The 25,050-nt window shown below is 66.2% G+C and carries 28 protein-coding genes; 12 read left to right on the top strand and 16 right to left on the bottom strand.

The genetic code is table 11. The annotated features are described in order from the left end of the window. Positions 1–114 precede the first annotated feature (114 nt). The 3 genes from ACUDP5_RS15920 to ACUDP5_RS15910 all read right to left on the bottom strand — a co-directional run bounded on the left by ACUDP5_RS15920 (position 115) and on the right by ACUDP5_RS15910 (position 3,456). Entirely contained in the window at positions 115–1,809 is a 1,695-nt protein-coding gene (locus ACUDP5_RS15920) for a nicotinate phosphoribosyltransferase (RefSeq protein WP_445656541.1), read from the bottom strand. 36 nt (positions 1,810–1,845) lie between these two features. Further along, positions 1,846–2,703, bottom strand: coding sequence for a ribose-phosphate diphosphokinase (gene prs, locus ACUDP5_RS15915; RefSeq protein WP_445656540.1), 858 nt, complete (start codon positions 2,701–2,703; stop codon positions 1,846–1,848). Between the two features lie 99 nt (positions 2,704–2,802). Further along, complete coding sequence (locus ACUDP5_RS15910; protein ID WP_263913164.1) at positions 2,803–3,456, bottom strand: NrtR DNA-binding winged helix domain-containing protein; 654 nt, start codon at positions 3,454–3,456, stop codon at positions 2,803–2,805. Positions 3,457–3,655: 199 nt separating this feature from the next. Between ACUDP5_RS15910 and ACUDP5_RS15905 the strand changes: the two genes are divergently transcribed. The 3 genes from ACUDP5_RS15905 (at position 3,656) to chrA (ending at position 6,615) form a co-directional block, all read left to right on the top strand. Further along, a complete protein-coding gene (locus ACUDP5_RS15905) occupies positions 3,656–4,207 on the top strand; it encodes a cytochrome b (RefSeq protein WP_445656539.1) in 552 nt (183 codons plus the stop codon). Between the two features lie 87 nt (positions 4,208–4,294). Then, entirely contained in the window at positions 4,295–5,236 is a 942-nt protein-coding gene (locus ACUDP5_RS15900; protein WP_445656538.1) for a chromate resistance protein ChrB domain-containing protein, read from the top strand. After that, positions 5,233–6,615, top strand: coding sequence for a chromate efflux transporter (chrA, locus tag ACUDP5_RS15895; RefSeq protein WP_445656537.1), 1,383 nt, complete (start codon positions 5,233–5,235; stop codon positions 6,613–6,615). Before ACUDP5_RS15900 ends, chrA begins: the two co-directional genes overlap by 4 nt. Before the next feature lie 18 nt (positions 6,616–6,633). Here chrA and rpiB read toward each other — a convergent pair whose 3' ends face one another. The 3 genes from rpiB to ACUDP5_RS15880 all read right to left on the bottom strand — a co-directional run bounded on the left by rpiB (position 6,634) and on the right by ACUDP5_RS15880 (position 8,668). After that, the gene (gene rpiB / locus ACUDP5_RS15890) at positions 6,634–7,068 is read right to left on the bottom strand and encodes a ribose 5-phosphate isomerase B (protein WP_445656536.1); all 435 of its coding nucleotides are present in this window, start codon (positions 7,066–7,068) and stop codon (positions 6,634–6,636) included. Between the two features lie 67 nt (positions 7,069–7,135). After that, the gene (locus ACUDP5_RS15885; protein WP_445656535.1) at positions 7,136–7,450 is read right to left on the bottom strand and encodes a hypothetical protein; all 315 of its coding nucleotides are present in this window, start codon (positions 7,448–7,450) and stop codon (positions 7,136–7,138) included. A gap of 354 nt (positions 7,451–7,804) precedes the next feature. Then, positions 7,805–8,668 carry an aldo/keto reductase family oxidoreductase gene (locus ACUDP5_RS15880; RefSeq protein WP_445656534.1) on the bottom strand — a complete coding sequence of 288 codons (864 nt, stop codon included), beginning with the start codon at positions 8,666–8,668 and terminating at the stop codon, positions 7,805–7,807. Positions 8,669–8,781: 113 nt separating this feature from the next. On the opposite strand from ACUDP5_RS15880, the gene ACUDP5_RS15875 reads away from it, so the two are divergent. Continuing rightward, the gene (locus ACUDP5_RS15875; RefSeq protein WP_445656533.1) at positions 8,782–9,681 is read left to right on the top strand and encodes a LysR substrate-binding domain-containing protein; all 900 of its coding nucleotides are present in this window, start codon (positions 8,782–8,784) and stop codon (positions 9,679–9,681) included. Positions 9,682–9,689: 8 nt separating this feature from the next. Here the strand turns inward: ACUDP5_RS15875 and ACUDP5_RS15870 are convergent, their stop codons facing one another. Beyond that, complete coding sequence (locus ACUDP5_RS15870) at positions 9,690–10,307, bottom strand: CGNR zinc finger domain-containing protein (RefSeq protein ID WP_445656532.1); 618 nt, start codon at positions 10,305–10,307, stop codon at positions 9,690–9,692. Positions 10,308–10,431: 124 nt separating this feature from the next. Here ACUDP5_RS15870 and ACUDP5_RS15865 point away from each other — a divergent pair, with 124 nt between their 5' ends. The 3 genes from ACUDP5_RS15865 (at position 10,432) to ACUDP5_RS15855 (ending at position 12,693) form a co-directional block, all read left to right on the top strand. Then, positions 10,432–11,343, top strand: a complete 912-nt coding sequence (locus ACUDP5_RS15865) for an alpha/beta fold hydrolase (protein ID WP_445656531.1) — start codon at positions 10,432–10,434, stop codon at positions 11,341–11,343. 128 nt (positions 11,344–11,471) lie between these two features. Then, positions 11,472–12,068 (top strand): NAD(P)H-dependent oxidoreductase, encoded by a 597-nt coding sequence (locus ACUDP5_RS15860; RefSeq protein ID WP_445656530.1) that lies wholly within the window; start codon positions 11,472–11,474, stop codon positions 12,066–12,068. A gap of 25 nt (positions 12,069–12,093) precedes the next feature. Then, positions 12,094–12,693: a TetR/AcrR family transcriptional regulator gene (locus tag ACUDP5_RS15855; RefSeq protein WP_445656529.1), complete on the top strand. Its 600-nt coding sequence runs from the start codon at positions 12,094–12,096 to the stop codon at positions 12,691–12,693. A gap of 6 nt (positions 12,694–12,699) precedes the next feature. Here the strand turns inward: ACUDP5_RS15855 and ACUDP5_RS15850 are convergent, their stop codons facing one another. The 3 genes from ACUDP5_RS15850 to ACUDP5_RS15840 form a co-directional block, all read right to left on the bottom strand. Beyond that, positions 12,700–13,701: an NADP-dependent oxidoreductase gene (locus ACUDP5_RS15850; protein ID WP_445656528.1), complete on the bottom strand. Its 1,002-nt coding sequence runs from the start codon at positions 13,699–13,701 to the stop codon at positions 12,700–12,702. 66 nt (positions 13,702–13,767) lie between these two features. Beyond that, complete coding sequence (locus tag ACUDP5_RS15845) at positions 13,768–14,556, bottom strand: SDR family NAD(P)-dependent oxidoreductase (protein WP_445656527.1); 789 nt, start codon at positions 14,554–14,556, stop codon at positions 13,768–13,770. 26 nt (positions 14,557–14,582) lie between these two features. Then, positions 14,583–15,674, bottom strand: coding sequence for an alkene reductase (locus tag ACUDP5_RS15840; protein ID WP_445656526.1), 1,092 nt, complete (start codon positions 15,672–15,674; stop codon positions 14,583–14,585). A 180-nt stretch (positions 15,675–15,854) separates the two neighbouring features. Here ACUDP5_RS15840 and ACUDP5_RS15835 point away from each other — a divergent pair, with 180 nt between their 5' ends. Then, positions 15,855–16,427: a TetR/AcrR family transcriptional regulator gene (locus ACUDP5_RS15835; RefSeq protein ID WP_263913179.1), complete on the top strand. Its 573-nt coding sequence runs from the start codon at positions 15,855–15,857 to the stop codon at positions 16,425–16,427. 124 nt (positions 16,428–16,551) lie between these two features. Here the strand turns inward: ACUDP5_RS15835 and ACUDP5_RS15830 are convergent, their stop codons facing one another. From ACUDP5_RS15830 to ACUDP5_RS15810, 5 genes are all read right to left on the bottom strand, one after another. After that, entirely contained in the window at positions 16,552–17,643 is a 1,092-nt protein-coding gene (locus ACUDP5_RS15830; RefSeq protein WP_445656525.1) for an extracellular catalytic domain type 1 short-chain-length polyhydroxyalkanoate depolymerase, read from the bottom strand. Positions 17,644–17,670: 27 nt separating this feature from the next. Next, positions 17,671–18,093, bottom strand: a complete 423-nt coding sequence (locus ACUDP5_RS15825) for a CopG family transcriptional regulator (protein WP_445656524.1) — start codon at positions 18,091–18,093, stop codon at positions 17,671–17,673. Between the two features lie 108 nt (positions 18,094–18,201). Next, positions 18,202–18,990, bottom strand: coding sequence for a hypothetical protein (locus ACUDP5_RS15820; protein ID WP_445656523.1), 789 nt, complete (start codon positions 18,988–18,990; stop codon positions 18,202–18,204). A 147-nt stretch (positions 18,991–19,137) separates the two neighbouring features. Then, the gene (locus ACUDP5_RS15815) at positions 19,138–20,166 is read right to left on the bottom strand and encodes a MerR family transcriptional regulator (protein ID WP_445656522.1); all 1,029 of its coding nucleotides are present in this window, start codon (positions 20,164–20,166) and stop codon (positions 19,138–19,140) included. A gap of 16 nt (positions 20,167–20,182) precedes the next feature. After that, on the bottom strand, positions 20,183–21,214 hold the full coding sequence (locus tag ACUDP5_RS15810) for an alpha/beta fold hydrolase (RefSeq protein WP_445656521.1): 1,032 nt from the start codon (positions 21,212–21,214) through the stop codon (positions 20,183–20,185). Positions 21,215–21,282: 68 nt separating this feature from the next. Here ACUDP5_RS15810 and ACUDP5_RS15805 point away from each other — a divergent pair, with 68 nt between their 5' ends. Beyond that, positions 21,283–21,699, top strand: a complete 417-nt coding sequence (locus ACUDP5_RS15805; RefSeq protein WP_263913185.1) for an Rrf2 family transcriptional regulator — start codon at positions 21,283–21,285, stop codon at positions 21,697–21,699. Between the two features lie 7 nt (positions 21,700–21,706). On the opposite strand, the gene ACUDP5_RS15800 is transcribed toward ACUDP5_RS15805, so the two are convergent. Continuing rightward, positions 21,707–22,045, bottom strand: coding sequence for a hypothetical protein (locus tag ACUDP5_RS15800; protein ID WP_445656520.1), 339 nt, complete (start codon positions 22,043–22,045; stop codon positions 21,707–21,709). A gap of 140 nt (positions 22,046–22,185) precedes the next feature. Here ACUDP5_RS15800 and ACUDP5_RS15795 point away from each other — a divergent pair, with 140 nt between their 5' ends. The 3 genes from ACUDP5_RS15795 (at position 22,186) to ACUDP5_RS15785 (ending at position 25,049) form a co-directional block, all read left to right on the top strand. Further along, a complete protein-coding gene (locus ACUDP5_RS15795; protein WP_263913187.1) occupies positions 22,186–22,866 on the top strand; it encodes an RraA family protein in 681 nt (226 codons plus the stop codon). Continuing rightward, positions 22,863–24,146, top strand: a complete 1,284-nt coding sequence (locus ACUDP5_RS15790) for an aminotransferase class I/II-fold pyridoxal phosphate-dependent enzyme (RefSeq protein WP_445656519.1) — start codon at positions 22,863–22,865, stop codon at positions 24,144–24,146. Before ACUDP5_RS15795 ends, ACUDP5_RS15790 begins: the two co-directional genes overlap by 4 nt. A gap of 81 nt (positions 24,147–24,227) precedes the next feature. Beyond that, positions 24,228–25,049, top strand: coding sequence for an ABC transporter substrate-binding protein (locus ACUDP5_RS15785; RefSeq protein ID WP_445656518.1), 822 nt, complete (start codon positions 24,228–24,230; stop codon positions 25,047–25,049). The last annotated feature ends 1 nt before the right edge of the window (position 25,050 follow it).

Raw genomic sequence — 25,050 nt, 5'->3', positions numbered from 1 at the left:
GCGGGGGGCACAGGCCGGGGTGCCGAGCAATCAAGGCCTCGTACCCCATACCTTACTCGCAATGCCGCCACCCGGTGAATCGCGCATTGAAGTCGGCGATTCACCCGGTCAGTCTCAGCGGCTTCCCCAATCGATAGTCCCCGCTTCCGGGCAAACCCAAGACCCTTGCAGCCGTGCCCGAATCTCGCCCAAGCTCTGCTCGACCAGCAGCTTGCCATCCCGAAACACCGGCACCAAGGCGCCGCCTTCCGCCTGCTGCGCGGTCTGTTGATCATGCAGCACATAGCCGGTGGCCGTTTCATCGACCCGCAGCAAGCCCTTGGCCGACCGCTTGACGCCTGAATCCGTCACGGGGTCCTTGACCAGTTCCTGGGCCTCGCCGTTGACTTCGGCGTACGTCGCCTTCAATGCCCATCCAAAGGTGTCGCGCGTCAGATACTGATAGGTATACGAGCCGATGCCCAAAACGACGTTGCCCGACGCAAAACCCTTTTTCTCCAGCCGCACCAGAATGTCACGGCCCCGGGCCAAGGTGATGGAATCGCCGTAGATCAGGCCGACGTGCGAGTCCAGCAGTTTGTAGCCGCGGTCGGTGACGACGCCGCCGAAGGTGTCCCACAGGCATTGCACGGCGCCTTTGACTTCGGGTTCGCGCAGCGTTTGGGCGGCACGTGCTTCCTCGTCCAAGCGCCAGTACATGCCGGTCGCAACATCGCGCACCGCTTCGAAGCCTTCGCGACGGGCGGCCGCCAGTGCGGTGGCGTCTTCCACGCTGGCCACGTCGGTGCAGAAATAGCCGGTCAGGATCTTCACGGGATCACCCGAGTCCGGGCGGAACACGACCTTGGCGTTGCCGAACGGATCGGGCTGACGGGCCAGGATCTCAGCCTTCAACGCCGCCGCAAAGTCCGTGACGACTTGCCAGAAGTCCCAGGTATCGGACACCACCGACACGATGCCGGCCGGATAGACCTGGGTGACCAGACGGCGGATGGTTTCGATTTCGCCTTCCTTGCTGCCCAGGCACATGACCGAGTGTTCGGTGGCGGGAACCGAGCCGCCGATCAGTTCGCGATCGGAATCTGCGCCGTACAGGTCTTCCAGGTAATCAATGGCCGGAATGGTGTCGGTGCCGGTGAACGACAGCAAGTGACCCGCGCCGCTCTTGCGGGCGTCGTACAGGCCGGACATGCCGCGCATCGAGAAGTCGTGGCCTTGCCAGTTGACGAAGTCCATCGGGCTGCCGGTCAGGCGGGCGAAGTAGGTGAGAAGCTTGCGGTATTCGAAGGCGATGGTGGCGACGGTGGAGGCCTTCCAGGATTCGCAGCTGAACAGGGTTTCGATGTAGGTCACCAGCCACGCGAATTCCGGGCGGGTGTTGACGAAGGTGACCGGGGGCACGCGGATGTCGACGCGGGCGCCTTCGGGCAGCGAGCGGATTTCCAGGGGCAGGTAGCCCAGGTCGTACAGGGCTTGCAGGTGGTCGACGGTGACGGCGCCTTTGCCCAGGGCGTTGTCGACGCGGCGTTGGTACTGGCGCACGGCGGCGCCTGCGGGCTTGCCGAAGAATTCGCGGTTGAACAGGTCGATCAGGATTTCCTTGATGAAGCCTTGCAGGCCAAACCAGACGATCTTGTTGTCGAACAGTTCAGGCAGCACGGGCGCCAGCCGGGCCGAACGGGGCGTGAAGTTGGCCAGGATCTTGTTGGTGCCCTTGGGGTACTGAAAGGGGTGGCCGGTCTTGTAGAAGTCGGCTTGCAGAAAGGGGTTGATGCCGTTCTTGACGATGAGGGGAGCGGGGGCGTTCATGGTGCGGACTCCTTCTTGATACTTGATCGTTGATGCTTAGTTGTGGGGGCCGGCGGGCGTGGGGTTGACGACGACGGGCGCGTCGGCGCCGTCGGAAGCCGTCCAGTCGTAGGCGGTGTAGATGCCGGCAAAGCGGGCGTTCAGTTCGGCCAGGCCTTTGCTGAAGAGGCCGTGCGTGACGTACAGGTACAGGGGCTGGCGGGTCGTGTCGCGCAGGGCGGCGGCCAGTTCCAGGAAGGTGCGGCCGCCGTCGCAGATGTCGTCGACCACCAGCACGGGCTGGGCGGGGATGTCGTCGGGGACGCGGGTTTCGGTGATGCGGCCGGTTTGCGGGTCGCGGACTTTTTCGGCGTAGCGCACGTCGGGCACGCCCAGCTTCTTGGCCAGGGCCTGCACGCGCTTGCGGGCGCCGGCGTCGGGGGCCATCAGGGTGACGCCGTTGGCAAAGGCGGGGGCGGCCAGGGCATTCTTGAGAAAGGCGCTGGCATCGACCACGCGCACGCGTTGCAGCAGGGCGGGCGTGACGTCGCTGTGGGGCTCGACGATGGTGACGGTGGCGTATTGCTGGTCGTTGATCAGTTTGCAGAACACGGCGGCGCCCAGCGCTTCGCCCGGGTTGCAGACGCGGTCTTGCCGGGCGTAGGGCACGTAGGGCATGTCCAGGTGCACGGGCGCGGCGGGGTTCAGGCGGCGCAGCGCGTCGGTCAGCATCAGCAGCTGCATGACGTCGTCGGCGGACTTGAGCAAGGCGTGGATGCGAAATTCGCTGGCCGTATCGGCCAGGGCCTGCAATGACGCCGGCACGGTGACCTGGCTTTCGCCGCCGGGGAACACGAACGCGGCCGGGGTGGCGCTGTGGCGTTGTCCTGCTACTACCGCTGTGATGGTGAACATGATGTGGCCTTAGTGGCAAATTAAAACTAAGCGAGGCCAGTATAAGCCTACTTATTGTTTGTTTGCAACTATGTTGGATTCAAGAGGTGGACGCGATGCTTATCCGACGCTGCGGTCGAACAGGGTGAAGTCTTTCAGGCGGTACAGGCGGGCGGGGCGTTGGGCGCCCAGCACGTAGTCGTCGGTGGCTTCCAGCACGCCCCAGGCTTCCATCTTGCGGCGGAAGTTGGATTTCTCGAGGCGGGTCTGCAGGATGGCTTCGTAGGTGTGCTGCAGTTCGGTCAGCGTGAAGCGTTCCGGCAGCAGAAAGAACGGCAGGGTGGAATAGCTGGACTTGCCGCGCAGCCGGGCGACGGCGGCGGCCACGATGTCGGCGTGGTCGAAGGCCAGGGGCGGCAGGGCGTCGACGTTGACGAACTGGAAGGCGGCCTGGCTCGCGGCTTCCAGCTCGGCGGCGGGCACCAGGGCCACGTAGGACACGGACAGCGACCATTTGCGCGGGTCGCGGTCTTGCCCGGAGAACACCTGCAACTGCTCCAGGTAGCGCGGCTCGAAGCCGGTCTTGTCCCGCAGGACGCGGCGGATGCTGGCTTCGGTGTCGGCGTCTTCGTCCACATGGACCACGCCGCCCGGCAAGGCCATGGCGCCCTTGAACGGCGCGCGGTCGCGCGGATGCAGGGCGATTTCCAGGCCGGTGGCGCGCAGGGTCAGCAGGACGGCGTCGACGGTGACGAGGGGCTGGGGGTGGTCCAAGGGGGGGGGTCCGTAGGCAAGGCTTCGGGGTAAGGTGCCACTAAGCGGCGGTTTGGTCAATCGCGTCTGGACGTTTGTGCGGGATCAAGCCCGGGGCGGGGGCGTAGCGGTTCGCCGTGGCGGCGGCGCGGTATCCTGGAACGCGGCCGGGCAGCAGGTCGCCCATCCGTCCGTGGCAGGCCTTGAAAAGGGAAAAATCATGGGTATCAAGAACACCGACACGCGCTATGGAAGTCTTGTCATCACCTTGCACTGGCTGATGCTGGGGGTGCTGGCTTTGGTCTACGCCTGTATGGAATTGCGCGGGTGGGCCACCAAGGGCAGCGATCTGTACAACAACATGAAGGCGCTGCATTTTTCGCTGGGCTTGTGCGTGATCGGCTTGGTGGTGCTGCGGCTGGTCGTGCGCCTGGCTGCGGGCAGGGCGCCCGCCGTCCGTCCGCCCATGCCGCGCTGGCAGGATGTGCTGGCCAGGCTGATGCATTACGCGCTGTATGCGTTCATGCTCGCCACGCCGATCCTGGGCTGGCTGACGCTCAGTGCAGGCGGCAAGCCGATTCCACTGTTCGGGCTGGAGATGCCTGCGCTGGTGGGGGCCGACAAGGCGCTGGCGGACCAGGTGAAGGCGTTGCACGAAACGCTGGCAACGGTGGGCTATTTCCTGGTGGGCCTGCATGCGGCGGCCGCGCTCGCGCATCACTACTTGTTGCGGGACAACACGCTGGTTCGCATGCTGCCCGGCCGGCATTGATGCGGGGGCGGGGCACTTGAGTTTTTAATCGGTGCAGCGTACGCTACAAAATACGTAGCAATCGCTACACACTCTGATCAAGCGCCCATGGACTGGCTGACCCTGATTCTTTCCTTGCCCACGGAAAACGCCACCGTCCGGATGCGGGCGTGGCGTGCCCTGAAGGGCTGTGGCGCCTCGGTATTGCGCGACGGGGTCTATCTCTTGCCACGGCGGGACGCCACCCCCGAAACCTTGACGACCATTGCGCAGGACGTGCAGCAGCATGGCGGCACCGCGTACCTGGCCCAGGCCGAATTCGTGGACGTGCCGGCGGGGCAACTGCAAGCGCTGTTTGACCGGTCAGAAGACTATGGCGAGCTGATGCAGGCCATCGCGTCCGTTCGTCAGGCGCTGAGTGCCGACACGGCAATGGACACCCTGAAACAGTTGCGCAAGCTGCGCAAGACCTACGCCCAGCTGGCCGAGATTGATTTCTTTCCGGGGCAGGCGCAGCGGCAGGCCGACGCGGCCCTGCTCGAGCTGGAAAAAGGGGCCAACCGCGCGCTCGCGGCGGATGAGCCGCAAGCCACCGATGCGGCGATCGCGCGAGTGGCGACGCAGGATTTTCAAGGCCGCGTATGGGCGACCCGGGCGCGGCCCTGGGTCGACCGGCTGGCCAGCGCGTGGCTGATCCGGCGGCATATCGACGCGCAGGCGCGCTTTCTGTGGCTGGCGTCGCCGGCCGATTGCCCAGCGGACGCGGTGGGATTCGATTTCGACGGCGCCCGCTTCTCGCACGTCGGCGAAAACGTCACCTTCGAGCATCTGGTGGCCGCGTTTGGCCTGCACCGCGCGGGCCTGGCGCGCATGGCCGGCGTGGTCCATTTTCTGGATCTGGGCGGCGCGCAGCCGCCTGAAGCGCCGGGCGTGGAACAGGTGCTGGCCGGCCTGCGGGCGACGGTAACGGACGATGATCAGTTGCTGGACCTGGCCAGCGCGGTGTTCGATGGGTTGCTGGCCAGCTTTGAACGTGAGGGCAAGGCATGACATCCCCCGCACCGGACGCGGCCATCGCGCCAGCCCGGCACGACAGTCTGCCCCCCGCGCCCCCGCAGCCGGTCAGCTTTCGACAGGCGTTGTGGTTCTGGCTGAAGCTGGGTTTCATCAGCTTCGGCGGCCCGGCCGGGCAGATCGCCATCATGCACACCGAACTGGTCGAGCGCCGCCGCTGGATCAGCGAGCGGCGTTTCCTGCACGCGCTGAACTACTGCATGGTGCTGCCCGGACCGGAGGCCCAGCAACTGGCGACGTACATCGGATGGCTGCTGCACCGTACCCGCGGCGGGATCGTCGCCGGTGGCCTGTTCGTGCTGCCTTCGTTGTTTGTATTGATCGCGCTGTCCTGGGTGTATGTCGCCTGGGGCGACGTCCCTGTCATTACCGGCCTGTTCTATGGCATCAAGCCGGCCGTGACGGCCATCGTCCTGCACGCGGCGCATCGCATCGGCTCCCGCGCGCTGAAAAACCCCGTGCTCTGGAGCATCGCGGCGGCGGCCTTTGTGGCGATTTTCGCGTTGCAAGTGCCGTTTCCCCTGATCGTCGGTATCGCGGCGCTGACAGGCTGGGTGGGCGGCAGGCGATGGCCCGCTTACTTCGATGGCGGGTCGCGCCATGGCGCCCAGGCACGCGGCCATGGCCCGGCCTTGATCGATGACGACACGCCGACACCGGACCATGCCCGCTTCCGGTGGGCTCGCCTGGCCTGGATCGTGGGCATCGGCGGGGCCCTCTGGGCGGCGCCGATGGCGGTGCTGACCGGGCTGTACGGCTGGCAGGGGGCGTACACCCAGATGGGCTGGTTCTTTACCAAGGCGGCGTACCTGACCTTTGGCGGCGCCTATGCCGTGCTGCCGTACATCTACCAGGGGGCGGTGGACCACTATGCCTGGCTGACGCCGGTGCAGATGATCGACGGCCTGGCGCTGGGCGAAACCACCCCGGGCCCGCTGATCATGGTGGTGGCGTTTGTCGGATTCATCGGCGGCTACAGCCACGGCCTGCTGGGCCCGGATGCGCTGTTCCTGGCCGGAGCCCTGGCCGCCTGCATCGTGACCTGGTTTACCTTCCTGCCGTCATTCCTGTTCATTCTTGCGGGCGGCCCGCTGGTCGAGGCCACGAAGGAAGACCTGAAGTTCACGGCCCCGCTGACGGCCGTCACCGCCGCTGTCGTGGGCGTCATCCTGAACCTGGCCGTGTTCTTCGGCTATCACGTCATGTGGCCGAAGGGGTTGGCAGGGCACTTCGATTGGGGCTCGGCACTGATCGCCCTGGGCGCCGCCGTGGCGCTGTTCCGGCTGAAGTGGGGGGTGATCAAGGTGATTGCGACCTGCGCTGCCATCGGGCTGGGGGTGACGCTGTTGGCGTGAGCCGGCCGAGAGGCGGCGCTAGTCCTGCCTTGCCTGGCTCAACCTATCAATGCGGCGTTGATGGCGCCCACCTTCGAATGGCGTGTCCAGAAAGGTGCTGACGCAGTCCCGCGCGACCTCGAACCCCGTGATGCGGCTGCCCAGCGCCAGGACGTTGGCGTCATTGTGCTGGCGGCTCAGGCGGGCCATGGTGCTGTTCGTGCACAGCGCCGCGCGGACGGCGGCGAACCGGTTCGCGGCGATGGAGATGCCGATGCCGGACCCGCAGATCACAATCCCTTGTCGGGCCTTGCCCTCGGTAATGGCTTGCCCCATGGCAAAGCCAAAATCGGGATAGTCGACGGACGCTGAGCCGTGGGTGCCCAGGTCCAGCCATTCGATGTCCTGGAACGCCTGTTTGAGTTGTTCTTTCAGGTCGTAGCCGGCGTGGTCGGAGGCGATGGCAATGGGCATGGGAGACTCGATACGCAAGGTTTGAGGGATTTCGATGGGGCTGAAGCTGTTCGCGGTTTCTGGCTCGCTACTTGCCGCGGTAAGACTTCTTTCCGCTGTCGGAATAGCAAAAGGTGCCGCCGCGCGGACCAGTGCAGTACTGACCATCCCGGCAGTGGCATGACCCGCTTGCTGCCGGCGCAGGGGGGGTGGATTTCAGGGATTGTGCACTGGATTCCGAGGTGGAACAGACGCGCTTTGACGCGCTGATGGAACCATCGCGGCATAGAAACTGCGCGCCGATGCATCGCTCGATTCCGCCCTTGTTGCCCGAGCAAGGGAGATTGCCGGCGTGGGCCGTTAACGTGAAGAACGTGATGACCGACAGCAGGAAGAGCCGCATTGTCATTTCCGGTGAATGGAATAGATATCGCGCTGAAGTATATGAATACGTCCAGTGAAGGCTTGGCGCGAGGATTGTAGTCCGACAACGCGCTTGATCGAGGTGCGATCGAGCGAGGCGAGGCATTGCTGCGTGAAGTGATAACAGAAGCGGAAGGTCAGGACGACCAAGTGACGTTGGTCCAGGGGCTGGTTTGCCTGGGCGAGCTGCTGGTCGAAGTAGGGCGCGCCTCAGAGGCACGTGATTGCTTGGAGCGTGCTCTGACGCAGGGCGCGCTTGACGCTGGGCACCATCGCGGCGGATTCCGGGGTTATGCGGGGAATGGTGGTGCTGGGCGGATTGGGTATGGTTTCATCAATACATGCCATCCAGTCCCGCCACGGCCTGCGGCGACAGCGTCAGCTGCGCCGCCTGGACGTTCTGCCGCAGATGCGCCACGGACGACGTGCCGGGAATCAGCAGGATGTTGGGCGAACGCTGCAGCAACCACGCCAGCGCCACCTGCATGGGCGTGGCCTGGCACTCGGCGGCCACGCGTTCCAGCGTGGCGGACTGCAAGGGCGAGAAGCCGCCCAGCGGGAAGAAGGGCACGTAGGCGATGCCTGCCTGCGCCAGTTGGGTGATCAGGGCGTCGTCGTGGCGATGCGCCAGGTTGTACTGGTTCTGCACGCAGACGATGTCGGCAATGCCGCGGGCCTGGGCCACCTGCGTGGCCGTGGCGTTGCTCAGGCCCAGGTGGCGCACCAGGCCTTTGCGCTGCAGGTTGGCCAGGGTGGAGAACATGGGTTCGATGTCGCCCTCGGCCGGCCCGGCCACGTCGAACATGAGCCGCAGGTTGACCACGTCCAGCACGTCCAGGCCCAGGTTGCGCAGGTTGTCGTGCACGGCGGATTCCAGTTCGGCCGGCGTTGCGGCCAGCAGCCACGAGGCGTCGGAACCCCGGCGCGCGCCGACCTTGGTGACCAGGGTCAGGTCATCGCGATAAGGGTGCAGGGCTTCGCGGATCAACTGGTTGGTGACGTGCGGGCCGTAGAAGTCGCTGGTGTCCAGGTGGTTGATGCCCAATTCGACGGCTTCCTTCAAGACGGCGATGGCCTGGGCCTTGTCTTTGGGCGGGCCGAATACGTGGGGGCCGGCCAGTTGCATGGCGCCGTAGCCCAGGCGGTTCACGGTGCGGTCGCCCAGTGAGTAGGTGCCGGCTTGTTCGATGGAAGTCATGACGGGTTCCTGAGGGGAGGGGGAATGGACGTCAGTCTAGGCCTGGGAGTACCGTACGACAATCCAGCGTAATCGCACAGCTTGTGCGGAATTCAGAACAATCGAGACCCGTCATGCAAGACCTGCAAGACATCAGCGCTTTCGTGGCCGTGGCCACGCACGGGGGCTTTCGGGGCGCGGCCCGCCACACGGGCGCCAGCGCATCGCAACTGAGCGAAGCTGTGCGCCGGCTGGAAACGCGGCTGGGCCTGCGGCTGTTCAACCGGACGACCCGTAGCGTGGCCACCACGGCGGCCGGACAGCATTTGCGGGAACAGCTGACGCCGGCGCTGAATGCGGTGGAATCGGCGCTGGACGTGGCCAATCGCTTTCGTGACCGGCCGGCGGGCAGGCTGCGGCTGAATGTGCCGCTGTCGGCATCCCGGCTGGTGCTGCCGCGCATCATCCCGCCGTTTCTGGCGGCGTATCCCGAGATCCGGCTGGAAGTGGTTGTCGAAGACCGCTTTGTGGAATTGCTGCAGTCGGGTTGCGATGCGGGCATACGCTACGAAGAAAGCATGGACCAGGACATGGTGGCCATCCCGATCGGCCCCAAGCGCCAGCGGATGGCGGTGGCGGCTGCGCCTGCGTATCTGGCCCGGCACGGCCGGCCGACGCATCCGGACGACCTGCGCAAGCACCTATGCCTGCGCGGGCGCTTTTCCAGCGGGGCCATGCCGGCCTGGGTGTTCGAGCAGCCGGGCAAGCGTGTGACGGTGGACGTGGACGGCCCGTTGATCGTGAGCCTGGGCGAAGCGGCCGACCTCGCGGTGGATGCCGCCGTGGGCGGCGCAGGCGTGGTGTATCTGTTCGAAGACTGGCTGCAACCTTACCTTGACCGCGGCGAGCTTGAACCGTTGTTGCAAGACTGGTGGCCCAGCTTTACCGGGCCGTTGCTGTATTTCCCCGGGCGTCGCTATCTGCCGGCGCCGTTGCGGGCCTTCGTGGATTTCGTGCAGACGCAGCGCTGGTAGCGGCGTGCCTATTTGCCCGGGCTAGCTAGCGCGCCGCTGCTGCGTTTCCTGAACTGCGCCGCTTTGTAGCGGTTGCCGCATTGGGCCATGCTGCACCAGCGGCGCTTGTGCGACTTGGTGCGGTCGTAGAACCACAGGATGCAGTCCGGGTGTTCGCACTGCTTGACCAGCGAGAAGTCGCCGTCGATGAGCAGGTGCGCAGCCGCTTCGGCCACCGGCCCCAGCAAGGACGCGATCGCGTCGCCTTGCGGGCGGCGGGCCAGCACGAATTTGCCCTCGCCATCGCGTTCCAGCCGCGGGGACGTCAGATACCCCTGCAAGTATTGATTCAGGCGGTCGACATCGACGTCTTGCCCCGCCTTGCGGGCGGCGATCAAGTCATGCACCACGTTGCGCAGTTGCTTGCCCTGGGCCAGCAGGTCTGCCGAGGCCACGCGCGGGGGCTTGCCCGGGGGCGTCACGTGGTGGCGTTCGAGCCAGCGCATGACGTCGTCGCCGCTGTTCCAGAAATCCACGATCTGGTCGTCGCTGCGGGCCTGGGTGTTGAGCAGGTCCATCGCCAGGTGGTCGCCGATCATCGGCGGCTCGGTCGCGGCGCCGTCGTGGCGGTGTTCAGCGGTGGTCATTGGGTAACCCTTAAAAATGATGTTGACAGGTTATCACGATCTGGGGCAGACTGCGCCAAAGTAACCAATGAAAGTTAATTTAAACAGTTACTTTGTCACGAACCCCCCTTTGCAAGGAATCGCCATGAATGCCACCCCTCCCGCTGTCGATCACGCCAACGCCACCCTTCGCCCCGGGGCCGTGCGCCACGCCACCCTGGAAGTCGACGGCGTCAGCGTCTTCTACCGCGAAGCCGGGCGCGCCGATGCGCCCGTCGTGCTGCTGCTGCACGGCTTTGGCGCGTCGTCGTATATGTTCCGCAACCTGATACCGGCGCTGGCCGGCGACTACCACGTGATCGCGCCGGACCTGCCGGGCTTTGGCCAGACGACGGTGCTGCCGGGCGTGGACTTCGCCTACACCTTCGACAACCTGACGTCGGTCATCGACGCCTTCACGCAAGCCAAGGGCCTGTCGCGCTACGCGGTGTATGTGTTCGATTACGGCGCGCCGGTGGCCTGGCGCCTGGCCGTCAAGCACCCGCAGAAGATCAGCGCCATCGTGAGCCAGAACGGGAACGCCTACGAAGAAGGCCTGAGCCCCGGCTGGGCGGACATGCGCCGCGCCTGGAACGAGCCGACCGCCGAAAACCGCGAGGCCCTGCGCCGCTTCAACACGCCGGACATGATCAAGTGGCAGTACGTCGAAGGCGTGGAAGACGCGTCGCTGATCGCGCCCGAGACCTATCAGCTGGCGTCGGCCGCCATTGCGCGCATCGGCGACGAGCCGCAGATGGACCTGTTGCTGGACTACGGCAGCAACGTCAAGCAGTACCCGCAGCTGCATGCGTTCTTTCGCGAATACCAGCCGCCCACCTTGGCGATCTGGGGCAAGAACGACCCTTTCTTCCTGCCGCCGGGGGCGGAAGCGTTCAAGCGCGATAACCCCCGGGCCGAGGTGCGGTTCGTGAACAGCGGCCACTTCGCCATCGAAACCCACGGGGCGGAGATCGCGGCGGCGATGCGGGAATTCCTGAGCCGCCACGTCAGGGCGTAAGGGGCGCAACGCGGGCACGGCGGGCTCGGCGAGCGCCGCCGTCGGGGTGCCAGGGTGGGGGGCTTTCGTAACCTACTAAAAGTAGTCTACGATTGGTATATAGCAACTTTTCCCACGAGGTCCCCGACATGCATGCGCTTATCGTTGTGCCCCACCCCGACAAATCCTCCCTGACGCACGCCATTGCGAATCACGTGGCGCAGGGCGTCACGGCATCCGGCCCGCAGCATTCGTTTGAAATCGCGGACCTGACCGCGGAAGGCTTTGACCCGACCTTTACCCAGGAAGACACGGCCTTGCTGCTGTCGCGCGGCAAGCCGCCGGCCGATGTGGCTGCCGAACACGCACGGATCGACCGCGCCGATGCGCTGGTGCTGGTCTACCCGGTGTACTGGTGGTCGTTTCCCGGCCTGCTGAAAGGGTGGATCGATCGCGTGTTCACCAACGGCTGGGCCTATGACGACGATCTGGAAGGCAAGCTGGTCAAGAAGCTGGAACGCCTGGACGTGCACTTGATTGCCAATGGCGGCGCCGATATGCGAACCTACGCCCGGCATGGCTATTTCGGCGCGATGAAAACGCAGATCGACCATGGCATCTTCGGCTATTGCGGCGCACGCGTCGCAACCTCGGAATTGATGGTGCCATCGGATGCAGGTTTTCCGACCTCGCACCTGGATGCCGCCCATGCCATCGGCCAGCGGATCTTTGCCGCGCCACGATGATTCAACACCCCTGAACAGAGACCCCATGCCTGCTGCCCCAGCCCCCGAACCCCGCCGCCGTTTCACCAAGCAAGCGCGGCTGCGGCAGCTGTTGGATGTGTCCTGGCAGTTGATCCGCGATGAAGGCACCGACGCCTTGACGCTTGGGCGGCTGGCGGAACAGGCCGGTGTTTCCAAACCCGTGGTCTACGATCATTTCGGCACGCGCGATGGCTTGCTGGCCGCGCTGTACCAGGATTTCGATGTGCGTCAGACGGCCATCATCGACGAGGCCATTGCCGCCAGCAAACCTGCGTTGAAGGATAAGGCGGACGTCATTGCATCGCGCTATATCGCCTGCGTGCTGACGCAGGGCCGCGAGATTCCCGGCGTATTGGCGGCGCTGGACGGGTCGCCCGAGCTTGCCGCGCTGAAACGGCAGTACCAGCATGCCTTCATTGAAAAATGCCAGCAGATTTTCGGGCCGCTGGCGGGCGCCAAACCGCTGACGCTGGCCAGCCTGTGGGGCATGCTGGGGGCAGCGGACGCGCTGTCGCAGGCGGCCGTGGAAGGCGAGATCACCCCGGAAGAAGCGCGCCAAGAGCTCTATCAGACCATTTTGAACATGGTCAAGCGTGGCCGGTGAATCAGGCTAGGGCATCTGCACCACGACCTTGCCTTTGGCTCGGCCGCTTTCCGAGTAGGCCAGCGCCTGCCGGATATCTTGAAAAGGGAACACTTTGTCGACCACGGGGCGAATGGCGCCGGATTCGACGAGGGCCGTGATCTCGTGCAGTTGCGCCCCGTCGGCGCGCATGAAGACAAAGGTGTATTCCACGTTTTGCTTCTTCGCCTTGCGGCGGATGCCATGGCTCATCAGGCGCAGCACTTGCCTGAGCGGCCACGCCAATCCGCGCGCGAGGGCGAACGCCGGGGTTGGCGGCCCGGACAGGGAGATCAGGTGCCCGCCCGGCTTGAGGATCTTGAGGGATTTGTACAACACGTCGTTGCCCAGGCTGTTCAGGACCACGTCGTAGTCGCGCAGAACGGTCGAGAAATCCTGCTGCCGGTAGTCGATGACGACGTCCGCGCCCAAGGCCTGCACCCAGGATCGGTTGGCGGCACTCGTGGTCGTGGCGACGAAGGCACCCAGGTATTTGGCAAGCTGGATGGCGAGGGTGCCGACCCCGCCGGAGCCGGCGTGGATCAGCACCTTCTGTCCTTTTTTCAGCTTGGCGGTTTCCACCAGCGCCTGCCAGGCCGTCAGGGCCACCAGAGGCAGCGAGGCGGCCTCGACCATGCCGACATTGGTCGGTTTGCGCGCCAGTGACGAGGCCTTGATGGCGACCAACTCGGCAAAGGTGCCGATACGGTCATCGTCGGGGCGCGCATAGACTTCATCGCCTGGCTTGAACTGGCGCACGCGCGCGCCGACGCGCACGACAGTGCCCGACATATCGTTGCCCAGCACCAGCGGCAGTCGGTAGGGCAGGATCAACTTGAACTCGCCACTTTTGATCTTGGCATCCAGCGGGTTGACGCTTGCGGCGTGGACCTTGACCAGGACATCATCGTCCCGCAACGCCGGCTCCGGTACCTCGCCGATGCGGCCGGGTTCTTTCTTGCCATAGCGGTCGATGATGAATGCTTGCATGGTCTTGGGTCTCTGGATGGAGGGTCGGCCAGGCCGAAAAAGGGGCAACGCCGGACAGGGCCGGCCTCAGGGGGCGGCGCGATAGCGTTCGGCGGCCTGCCCCTGCCGGATGTCGCCCAGCAGGGCCTGGCGCGAGCCTTCCAGCGTATCCCAGCGCGCCGCCACATGCAGCGGGGGAATGGTGACGGCCTCGCGGCGGTCGAAGCCGATCAACGCGGCGTCGACCAGTTCGCCCACATCCATCACTTCAGGCAGCGTGTCGATGTCGATGCCGGCACGCTCCCAGATTTCGGTGCGCGTGGCGGCAGGCAGCACCGCTTGCACGTAGACCCCCTTGGGCGAAAGCTCCAGGCTCAGCCCCTGCGACAGAAACAGGGCGAACGCCTTGGTCGCGCCGTAGAGGGTCATGCCGAATTCCGGGGACAGGCCGACCACCGAACCGATGTTGACGATCGCGCCTTCGCCCGCCTGCGCCAGCCGCGGCGCGGCGGCGGCCGCCAGGCGCGTCAACGCGGTCGTGTTCAAGGCCACCAGCCGATCGATGCTGTCGGCCGATTGGTCGAGAAAGCCGCCCGATTGGGCGATGCCGGCATTGTTGATGAGTATGCCGATGCGGGCGTCGTTGCGCAGGCGCGTTTCGACGCGGGCCAGGTCCTCTTGCTGCGTGAGATCGGCGGGCAGCAGCTCGACCGCGACGCCGGTTTCCTTGCGCAGGCGGGCTGCGAGGGTTTCCAGGCGAGCCTGGTCGCGTGCGACCAGCACGAGATCATGGCCGCGCCGCGCAAAGCGCTCGGCGTAGGTGGCGCCAATGCCGCTGGAGGCGCCGGTGATGAGGACGGATGGACGAAGGGTCATGATGGGTTCCTTTGGAATGGGCCGCCTTATCGGGCGGCGGGGGCGGTCAAGGTGGGGTAATCGGTGTAGCCTTGCGCGCCGCCGCCATACAGGGTGGCGGGGTTCAAGGCGGCCAGCGGCGCGCCGGTCTTCAGGCGTTCGACCAGGTCGGGATTGCTGATGAACAGACGGCCAAAGGCGAACAGATCCGCCTTGCCTTCGATCAGGCGGGCGGTGGCCAGCTGCAGGTCGTAGCCGTTGTTGGCCAGGTAGGTGTGCGTGAAGCGGCGGCGCAAGCTGTCGTAGTCGAACGGGGCCACGTCGCGTCGGCCGCCGGTGGCGCCTTCCACGACGTGCAGATAGACAATGCCCAGCGCGTCGAGCTGTTCGGCGATGTAGTCGTACTGCGGTTGTGGATCGTTGCTGGAAATGGCGCCGGCCGGCGACACGGGCGAGATGCGCACGCCGGTGCGGTCGGCGCCAATCTGCTCGACCACCGCCGCGGTGACTTCCAGCAACAGGCGTGCGCGGTTCTCGATGGACCCGCCGTAGGCGTCGGTGCGCTGGTTGGCGCCGTCCTTGATGAACTGCTCCAGCAGATAGCCGTTGGCGCCGTGGATTTCCACGCCGTCGAATCCGGCCGCGATTGCGTTGGCGGCGGCCTGGCGGAAGTCGTTGACGATGCCTGGCAATTCCTCCAGGGAGAGCGCACGCGGCTCGGAAACGTCGGCAAAGCCGTTGTTGACGAAGGTCTTGGCCTGGGCCCGTATGGCCGAGGGGGCGACCGGGGCGGCGCCGTCATGCAGATCGACGTGAGAGATCCGGCCCACATGCCACAACTGCGCGAAGATGCGCCCGCCTCGCGCGTGGACGGCGGTGGTGACGTCGCGCCAGCCGTCGATCTGTGCCTGCGTGTACAGCCCCGGCGTGTCCTGGTAGCCCTGGGCCTGGGCCGAGATCTGCGTGGCTTCCGAAATGATCAGGCCGGCCGAGGCCCGCTGAGCGTAGTAGGCGGCGGCCAGCGCGTTGGGCACGAGGCCGGCGCCCGCACGGTTGCGCGTCAGCGGCGCCATCACGATGCGGTTGGTCAGGGTCAGCGAGCCGAGTGTGTAGGGCTGGAAAAGCGTGGTGTCGGTCATGTCACGTCCGAGGGTTGATCTGGGAGGGGTCCAGGGGCAGGGTGTGCGCCAGGGCCGCTTGGGAAACAGGCCTAATGATGATGGTCATCATCTTTAAAGTCAATGGTTTGATGATGGTCATAATCTATCAGTGGTATAGTGACCTCCATCCATCGGCAGCACATCCAGGGGCACCGGGCTATGAAGGTCACCAAGGCACAGGCGCAAGCGAATCGGGCGCATATAGTCGAAACCGCGTCCACCCTCTTCAGGGAGCGGGGTTACGACGGCGTGGGCGTGGCCGACCTGATGGCGGCGGCCGGCTTCACGCACGGCGGCTTCTACAAGCACTTCGGTTCCAAGGCCGATCTGATGGCGCAGGCCGCAAGCTGCGGCCTGGCCCAGTCCGTGGAGGCGGCGACGGATGTCGATCCGGCGGACTTCATGAGGTACTACCTTTCCCGGGCGCATCGGGACAGCCCGGGCGATGGCTGCACCTTGGCCGCGCTGTGCGCGGACGCCGCGCGCCAACCCGAGCCGGTCAAGGCGGCCTTTGCCGCGGGTATCGAACGTCAGCTGGCCAGGCCCGCGGGCCCACGGGGCGGGGCGGGGCAGGGCTCAGCCGACGAGGCCCGCGCACGCAGGATCGCGCTGATGGCGCAAGCCATTGGCGCGGTGGTGTTGTCGAGGTCCTGCCCCGACGATTCGCCGTTGGCGGATGAGATTCTGGATGTCTGCCGCGCCGATGCCCTGGCGCGGATGTCGGACGGATGAGCTGGCGCCAGGCGCGTCGCTGCCCGGGGCAGGCAGGTCGCGGCAGGGCGCCGCGCCTGGGTTCAATCCGGGCCGATGCCCGCCGCCGGCCGCTCGCAGCGAGCCTGCGGGCATGGCGGCCGGTTCAGGCCCTGCCAGGCAACGCGCGGGCAAAGAAGAACTTCAGCATTTCGCCGGTGGCGTCTGGACCGTTGCGGTCCGTGCAGGATCCGCTGGCGCTGCCGCCGGCCCAGGCATGGCCGGCGCCATGGATTTCCCAACGTTCAGCCACGACCGTGCCCGCCGCGTCGCGATAGACGTATTTCGTGCTGTCGTGTCGGTGGCCCGCGCCGGGGACGTGGCGGGCTTCGATCCGGGCGCCGGCGCCAGCGGCGCACGCCGCCACGCGTTCGGCATTGCCGGGATGCACCGTGGTGTCGCGGTCGCCATGAAAGACCAGGGTGGGTACGCCGTGGCCTGCCTGACTGGGCGCCTGCATGCCCAGGCCCTTCATCGCGCTGAGCGCGGACGGCAGATCGGATGCCGCGCCGGCGGCCAGGCCCGAATGCACGCCCACCGCCGCATACAGTTCCGGGTGGGTGTTGGCGAGAATCGCGGCCATGGCGCCGCCCGCCGACAGGCCGGCCACATAGACGCGTTGGGGATCGATGGCGTGCGTGGCCATGACATCGCGCGTCATGCCTGCCAGGATGGCGGGTTCGCCGCTGCTGGCGCGCTGATGGGTGTGCTTGAACCAGTTCCAGCACTTTTGCGGATTGACCTCACGCGGCTGCACTGGGTACAGCACATAGAACCCTTGCGTGCGCGCCGCGTCGTTCATGGCGGTGCCGGCCGCGAAATCGTCGGCGTCCTGGGTGCAGCCATGCAGCATGACCACCAGGGGCAAGGGTTGATCGCCCGCGTTGGGCGGCACGTAGAGCTTGTAATGGCGTTGCCCCGCCGCATTGCGGAACACGCCCGCGGTGAAGGTGTCGCCGCGCAGGCCCGGGCGGTGCTCGGGCGCAATGGGCTCGGAGGGGGCAGGGGCCCTGGCCGCGTCGGGGTCGGGGATTTCCCACGCCTGGACGTCGATGACGTCGGCATCGTCCTGGTGGGGAGGGACAGGGCGTGCGCCGGGGCGCAAGGCGGCCTGGATGGCGGCCGTGGCGGCGGTCAGGTTGCCGGACTGGGTCAGTCGGGTGGCCTGGTTGATCAAGGACTGGAATTCCGGGTGCATGGCATTGCCTAAGGGGTCAAGCGTTGGTCAGCGGATGCGCTGATGCAGAGCAGCCTTGACGGCGGGGCTGGCGTGCAGGGCGCCCAGTACCGTCAGGGATTCGATGGTGGCTAGCGCCAGTTCGGGGGTGACGTCGGGCGCGATGGTCGCCAGGCCCAGCACGCGGATCTGGAGCATTTCGCCGGCGGCCTGCGCCGCCAGCAGGTCCTGGGCGCTGTAGTGCTGGATGCCCAGCGCCAAGGTCTTGCGGGTGACGGCCTGGCGCAGGGCGTCGCCGTGCGTGGCGAGCTGGTTGCGGATGGCCGTGCGGATCAGGTCGGTGCGATTGGCGTAGAAGCCTTCCTGGACCAGAAGGTCGATCTGGCCCAGGTCGACGTAGCCGACGTTGATGGTGATTTTTTCATCGGCGGGTTTGGACGCCGAGGCGAGGGAGGGGGCACGGGGAGGCATGAACCCATGCTAATACCATCCACTTGGATGGTACATGGCTGTTTCAAAATGACAGGTGTGCCCGCCGGGGACGGAAACGTCCCCGGCAGGGTGGCCCCTGGGGGCGTTCTACGGAAGGGAAACGCGCGCCGGCTGCGATGCGGTAGGGTCGACGCGTGGCACGGCATCGCGATACGCAACGCCGTACATGGTCATCAGCACAAAGGTGATCGGCACGCACAGCAAGACACCCAGCGCGCCGGTCACCGCGTCGACGTTCGTGAGCTGGTGCCGCAGCTCGATCAGGTCGCCGTTGAAGTAGCCGGCCACCGAGATCAGCAGAAGCAGCCCCAGCATCAGCGGCCAGCGCGGATATCGCTTCATGGTGAGCAGCGTGCGCAAGCCGAATTCCCCCGTTGCCGCGATACGCGGCAGGCCCAGGCCATAGGTGGCGAGCAGATAGCAGACCGGCAGCCAGATCAGCACCTGCACGGCCATCAGCGCCAGCCAGAACCGCGCGTCGTCGGCGCCGTTGAGCAGCACGTAGACGATGAACGGCACGTCGCCGTTGGCGCGGGCCAGGACTGCCACGGGAAGGGCCAGCGCGGCCAACAGCAGCAGGTGGCGCGTCTGGGCGGCAGCGCCGCGTCCGGCCGTGGCGGGGGCGGCATCGCCCAGGACCACGACGCGGTGCCAGGCGAAGGTCATTCGTGCGAACGCGATCAGGTTGACCAGCGCCAGCAGCACCCACAGCAGGTCGATGGGCTGGTACAGGCGCGTGGTCATCAGGGCGAACGGCAGCGACAGCGTGAAAATGGCCAGGGACCATGGCGCGGCGGCCAGCATGCTGCGGCCTTGCTGGCGCAGGGTCTGCGCGGTTGCCGCGATGAAACGACTCGCCCCGAGGGTGTGAGACACAAGATTCCTTTACGGGAAATAACGGGCCTCGTTTATACCCCAGCCGCCGGACCAGATATGAACAATGGTTTCAGACTGAGAAGATTATTGTCGGGCGGCGACAGCGCCGTGTGCGTCGCCGCCCGATGACCTGTCGGCCCGGCGCGATCAGCGTGCCGCCGCCAAGGCCCCCATCGCCTGCCGCATGAAGCCCAGCGTGGCGTCGTCGGCCCAGGTGCCGGCGGTAAGTTCCGGTTCGGTCATCAGGGCATGGCGGAATTTGGCGTGCGTGGCCGGGTCCTTGCCGGCGTAGGTGCAAAACAGTTCCAGCCATTGCCGGGCCAGGTCCAGGCCGGTGGGCGAGGCCGGCGCCTGGCCCGCGTCGATGGCATCGCGTACCCGCCCCATCAGCGCCGGCCATTCGCCCATGCGGTCGCCGTAATGCGCGCGCATGAACCGGGCTTCTTGCGGCGTCAGGTGCTTTTCGTACAGGCGCAGTTTGCTTTCCGAGAAGGCTTGCAGCACGTAATCCCGCATGGCTGGCGAAATGCCGACGTGTTCCTGCATGGCGGGTTCCTGTTCGTGCATCTGGTTCAGTTTCACGAGCAGGCGCGGATCGTTGTTGGTATCGCGCAGCAGCAGCGTCATCCAGCGCAGCGCCAGGCCTTGCGAATGGGCGTCTTCGGGCGGGGCGCCGCTGTCCATCTGCTGGCGCACCTGCGCGATCAACGCGGGCCAGTCGCCATCTTCATCGCGGGTGCGGCCATACATGGGCAGGCGAGCCAGTTCTTCGGGAGAAAAGTACTTGTCGTACATGGTCATCAGTTCCAGAGTGGTCAGCCAATCGGCCAGCTCCGGTTCGGCGCCCATCGCCAACTGGCCTTGCAAGTGCGCGAGACGATCGCGCAGCGTGGCGGCCTGTTGGATCTGGCGGTCGAGCATCGTGATCTGTTTCGCGATGATCTCGTCCAGCGGCGTACCGGGCTGGTCCAGGGTGGCGCCGATTTCAGCCAGCGGCAGTCCGAAGCGACGCAGGGCCTGAATCTGATGCAGTCGGGCAATGTCGTCGCGGCCGTATAGCCGGTAACCGTTGTCGGCGCGCGCCGAAGGCGTCAAGAGGCCGATCGCGTGATAGTGGTGCAGCGTGCGGACGGTGAGGCCGCTGCGCTTGGCCAGTTCTCCGACTTTCAGTCGCATGAGGTTCCTTCGTTGTTTACGCAGGGCGGACTTTGGGGGATGACGTTACGTGAGGGTCAAGCGGGGGGATGTTAAAGACTGGCAGGAAATCGATCAACGCCTGATTGACCTCTTGCGGCGCTTCCTGCTGCAGCCAGTGTCCCGCGCCGGGGATGATTTCACTGGCGCGCAGTTGCGGCACCAGGGCAGGCATGGCCTTGATGATCTGGTCCATGCCGGGAATGGCCAGGCCGGTGTCGCGTTCGCCCACCAGGTACAGGGCGGGTACGTCGACCGTCTTGCCGGCCAAGGCGCCTTGCAGCGCCCAGTTGCGGTCCAGGTTGCGGTAGTAGTTCAGGCCGCCGCGAAAACCACTGGCTTGATAGCTTTGGACGAACACCGCCAGGTCTGATTCGGTCAGCCAGGCGGGCAGGGCGTTCGGGACGGGCAGCGCGTCGAGCAGGCCACGCCCCGCGGGCACCATGCCGAAGGGGTTGGGCGTGGCGGGGTCGGTGCGGGCTCCGGCCGCGCCCGAGGCGGCGAAATAGAGGGCGCGCAGCGTGGCGTCGACGTCGCGTTCGAATTCCCGTTCGGCCACGCCCGGTTCGTTGAAGTAGTGGGTGTAGAAGACGGCGGCGTCGGTCTTGGGGAACAGGCGGCTGGGCGGGATGGGCGCGCGGCCCATCATGGGGACGCCCAGCGCGGCCACGGCCCGAAAGCGGTCGGGCCGCAGTTGCGCGGCTTGCCAGGCGATGTTGGCGCCCCAGTCGCCGCCGACGATCACGGCGGTGTCGGCGCCTTCGCTGTCGAGCAGGGCGATCAGGTCGCCCATCACATCCAGCGTGGTGTAGGCCGCGGCGTCTGCCGGGCGGTCGCTGGCGCCATAGCCGCGCAGGTCGGGGGCCACGGCGCGAAAGCCCGCCTGGGCCAGGGCGGGAAGCTGGTGGCGCCAGGCGTACGACGTTTCGGGAAAGCCGTGGCACAGCAGGACGAGGGGGCCGTCGCCCTGGGCGGTGACGTGCAGCGTGATGCCGTTGACGGTGACGGGACGGGATTGCAGATCGGTCATGGTGGGGCTCGCAGGCGATATCCGGTGCGGATATAATACCGTAACACTCAAAGTTACGGTATTTCGACATGGCCTGCGACACCCGCTTTGCCCGCCTGCTGCATGTGCTGGTCCACATGCATCTGCGCGGCGGCACGACCACGTCCGGCACGCTGGCGCAGATGCTGCATACGAACGAGGTCGTGGTGCGGCGGACCATGGCGGCGCTGCGCACGGCGGGCATGGTGACGTCCACCGGGGGCCGCAAGGGGGGCTGGACGTTGGCCCGGGCGCTGGACACCGTTACGGCGCGGGAGGTGTACGAGGCCATCGGCCACGGCGCGGTATTCACCATCGGGCCGGCCGACGACAATCCGGCGTGTCCGGTGGAGCGGGCGTCGAACCAGCTGGTGGCGCAGGCGCTGGGCGAGGGCGAGGCCGCCTTGTTGCAGCGGCTAGGGGCGACGGTGCTGTCGGACCTGGCGGCGCAGGTCGCGGGACACTGAAGGGCGATCAGTCCTCTGGCGGCATCCGTTCGGCAAATTCCGCGGCCGACAGGCTGAAGTCCTCGATCAAGGCGTTGCTCAATTCAGGGCACACGCTGCCCTGCATCTGCCGCAACCATTGGTGGAACTCGGCAAAGAACGCATCGGTAGCCGATGTCAGCTCAAACACCCCTGAATCCGTATGCGTCAGCGCCAACGCCGCCACGATGCGCTGGAACTGCGTGGGATGGGCGGCGATGTTGTGCGGCGGCACTTGCATCAGCGCCCGGATCAGCTTCATTTCCTGGGCCAGGTCCAGGATGGTCGGCAGGCCGGCCAGTTGCTTGCTCAGGCTATGGATGTCCATGTGCTTGTCCCTCCAGTCATGCCATCCACGAAAATAATTCGTGGATAAGCGGGAATTTATATCGTTTTGAGGATCAGGGCGCGCGGCTTTGTAATGCAGGTTCGCTTAACGCCGTTCACGCTTTCAAGACTTTCCTCTCTATGAATCCCATCGGATACCGCATTCTCCCCCGGTCCGCGCCCGCCGTCTCTGCCGACGTGCTGGCCGGTTTCGCCGCCATCGGGTCGGCCCAGATCAGTGACTGCATGAACCGCCTGTACGGCGTGGCCGGGCTGCGGCCGCTGCACGCCGGCCAGCAGCGCACGGTGGGCCTGGCGCTGACCGTGAAGACCCGCCCGGGCGATAACCTGATGATCCACAAGGCGATTTCGCTGGGTGGCGCGGGTGACGTGATCGTGGTGGATGGCGCCGGCGATACCAGCAACGCGCTGGTGGGCGAGCTGATGATGATGGACGCGCAGGGCCGCGGCATCGAAGGCTTCGTGATCGACGGCGCGGTGCGCGACCTGGACGTGTTTGCGCAGGGGCAGTTCGGTTGCTTTGCGCGGGCGGTGTCGCACAAGGGGCCGTACAAGGATGGCCCGGGCGAGATCAATGTGCCGGTGTCGGTGGGCGGCCAGGTGGTCCACCCCGGCGACGTGGTGGTGGGCGACGCCGATGGCGTGGTGGTGATTCCCGCCGAGCACGCCGAAGCGGTGCTGGCGCTGGCCATGAAGAAGGAAGCCGACGAAGCCGTGGCCAAGGAAAAGCTGCGCGCCGGCACGTACACCAAGCCCTGGCTGGAGAAGACGCTGGCCGAGAAGCGGGGAGGCGCGCAATGAGCCAAGCGACCCCTGGCCAGACCGGCGCCGAGAGCGGCCGCCCGGTGGACCCGAGCGCTGCCGCCGCGTCCGCGCGCCCCGGCATCGTTGCCGACCGCATCAAGCGCATCAAGCTGTCGCCCAGCGTGGCGGCGCGCGCCATCATTGCGGAACTGCGCGAGCAGGGCCGCCGCATCATCGACCTGACGATCGGCGAGCCGGATTTTTCCACCCCCGAACATATCCGCCAGGCCGCGACGGCTGCCATGAACCGTGGCGAAACCAAGTATCCGCCGGCCCAGGGCACGGTGGCGCTGCGCAAGGCGGCCCGCGGCCATCTGCTGGCGGCGACCGGGGTGGACTACCCGGTGGCCCGCATCATCGTCAGTACGGGCGCCAAGCAGGTGATCTTCAACGGCCTGGCCGCGACGCTGAACGACGGCGACGAGGTGCTGATCCCTGCGCCGTTCTGGGTCTCGTACCCGGACATGGTGCTGGTGAACGGCGGCGTGCCGGTGGCGGTGGCGACCACGCCGGCCACGGACTACAAGCTGACGCCCGACGCGCTGGAACGCGCCATCACGCCGCGCACCAAGTGGCTGATGATGAACGCGCCGAGCAATCCGACGGGCTCGGTCTACACTGCCGACGAGCTGCGCGGGCTGACCGAAGTGCTCAAGCGCCATCCGCAGGTGTGGCTGATGACGGACGACATCTACGCGCGCCTGAATTTCACGGATACGCCCACGGTGCACCCGTTGCAGGTGGCGCCGGAACTGGCCGACCGTACGCTGGTGGTCAATGGCGTGTCCAAGGCGTACGCCATGACGGGCTGGCGCATCGGGTATGGCGCGGGGCCGGACGAGCTGATCAAGGCCATGGCGATTCTGCAATCGCAAAGCACGTCGGGCGCGTCGTCGGTGAGCCAGGCGGCCGCGCTGGAAGCGCTGGCCGGTCCGCAGGATTGCGTGGCCGAATTCGCCCGGGTGTTCCGCGAACGCCGCGACCTGGCCGTGGCCGAATTGTCGGGCGCGCCGGGGCTGGACATCGTGGTGCCGCAAGGCGCGTTCTACGTGTTTCCGGACTGCTCGGGCCTTTTGGGTAAGCGCACGCCGGGGGGCGACGAGATCCGCACCGATACCGACCTGACGCACTACCTGCTGCGCGAAGCCGGCGTGGCGGTGATCGACGGCCATGCGTATGGCGCGCCGGGCACGTTCCGGCTGTCGTTCGCGGCCTCGCTGGACGATATCCGTCAGGGCTGCTCGGCGATCCGCGAGGCCTGCGCCAAGCTGGTGTAGGGCGACGGCCCGCGCAGGGTGTCGATACCTTCGCGCGGGCCCATTCTGTTTTCTTGACCATAAACACAAGGGGAATCAACCATGACTTACCGTTCACGCATTGCCGCCTGCCTGGGCCTGGCCACGCTGTTGCTGGGCACTGCCGCCCAGGCCGACCAGGTGGCCGACATCAAGGCGCGCGGGGAATTGATCTGCGGCACGCTGGGCACGTCGCAGCCGTTCAGCTTCCAGGACGCCGCCTCGCGCCAACTGGTGGGCTATGACGTCGACGTCTGCAAGCTGGTGGCCGACAAGCTGGGCGTGAAGGTCAGCTACAAGCTGCTGTCGGTGGCGGCCCGCGTGCCCGAACTGAACGAAGGCCGGGTCGACATCCTGGCGGCCAACCTGGGCTATTCGCCGGACCGCGCGCAGCAGATCGCGTTCAGCCACGCCTATTACGTCAGCCCGCAGAAGCTGCTGGTGCGCAAGGATTCGGGCCTGGACACGATTGAATCGCTGAACGGCCGCCGTATCGGCGCGACCAAGGGGTCCAGTTCGGAACGCGAGATCAAGCGCATCCTGGACAAGTCGCAGGTCATTGGCTATGGCGACAGCTCGGCCACCTATCTGGCCCTGCAGCAAAAGAAGGTAGACGCGCAGTTTGCGTCGGAACTGGTGCTGGCGCGCCTGGTGCTGCAAAGCCCGCCCACGGCGCCGGTGACCGTGATTGCCAAGTCGGTGTTCGACGAGCCCTGGGGCCTGGGCGTGCGCAAGACGGAACCTGGCTTGCTGCAAGTGGTGAACCAGGCGCTGGACGAAGCCGAAAGCTCGGGCGTGGCCGCGCAGCTGTTCGACAAGTGGTTTGGCGCGCAGACGCCGTACAAGCTGGAGCGCGGGTTCAAGATCGGCCCCATCGCGGGTTGAG

It is taken from the genome of Achromobacter sp. NCFB-sbj8-Ac1-l (assembly GCF_052695805.1).
The sequence above is the reverse complement of the archived record's forward strand: the minus strand, read 5'-3'. Positions and strand labels throughout refer to the sequence as shown.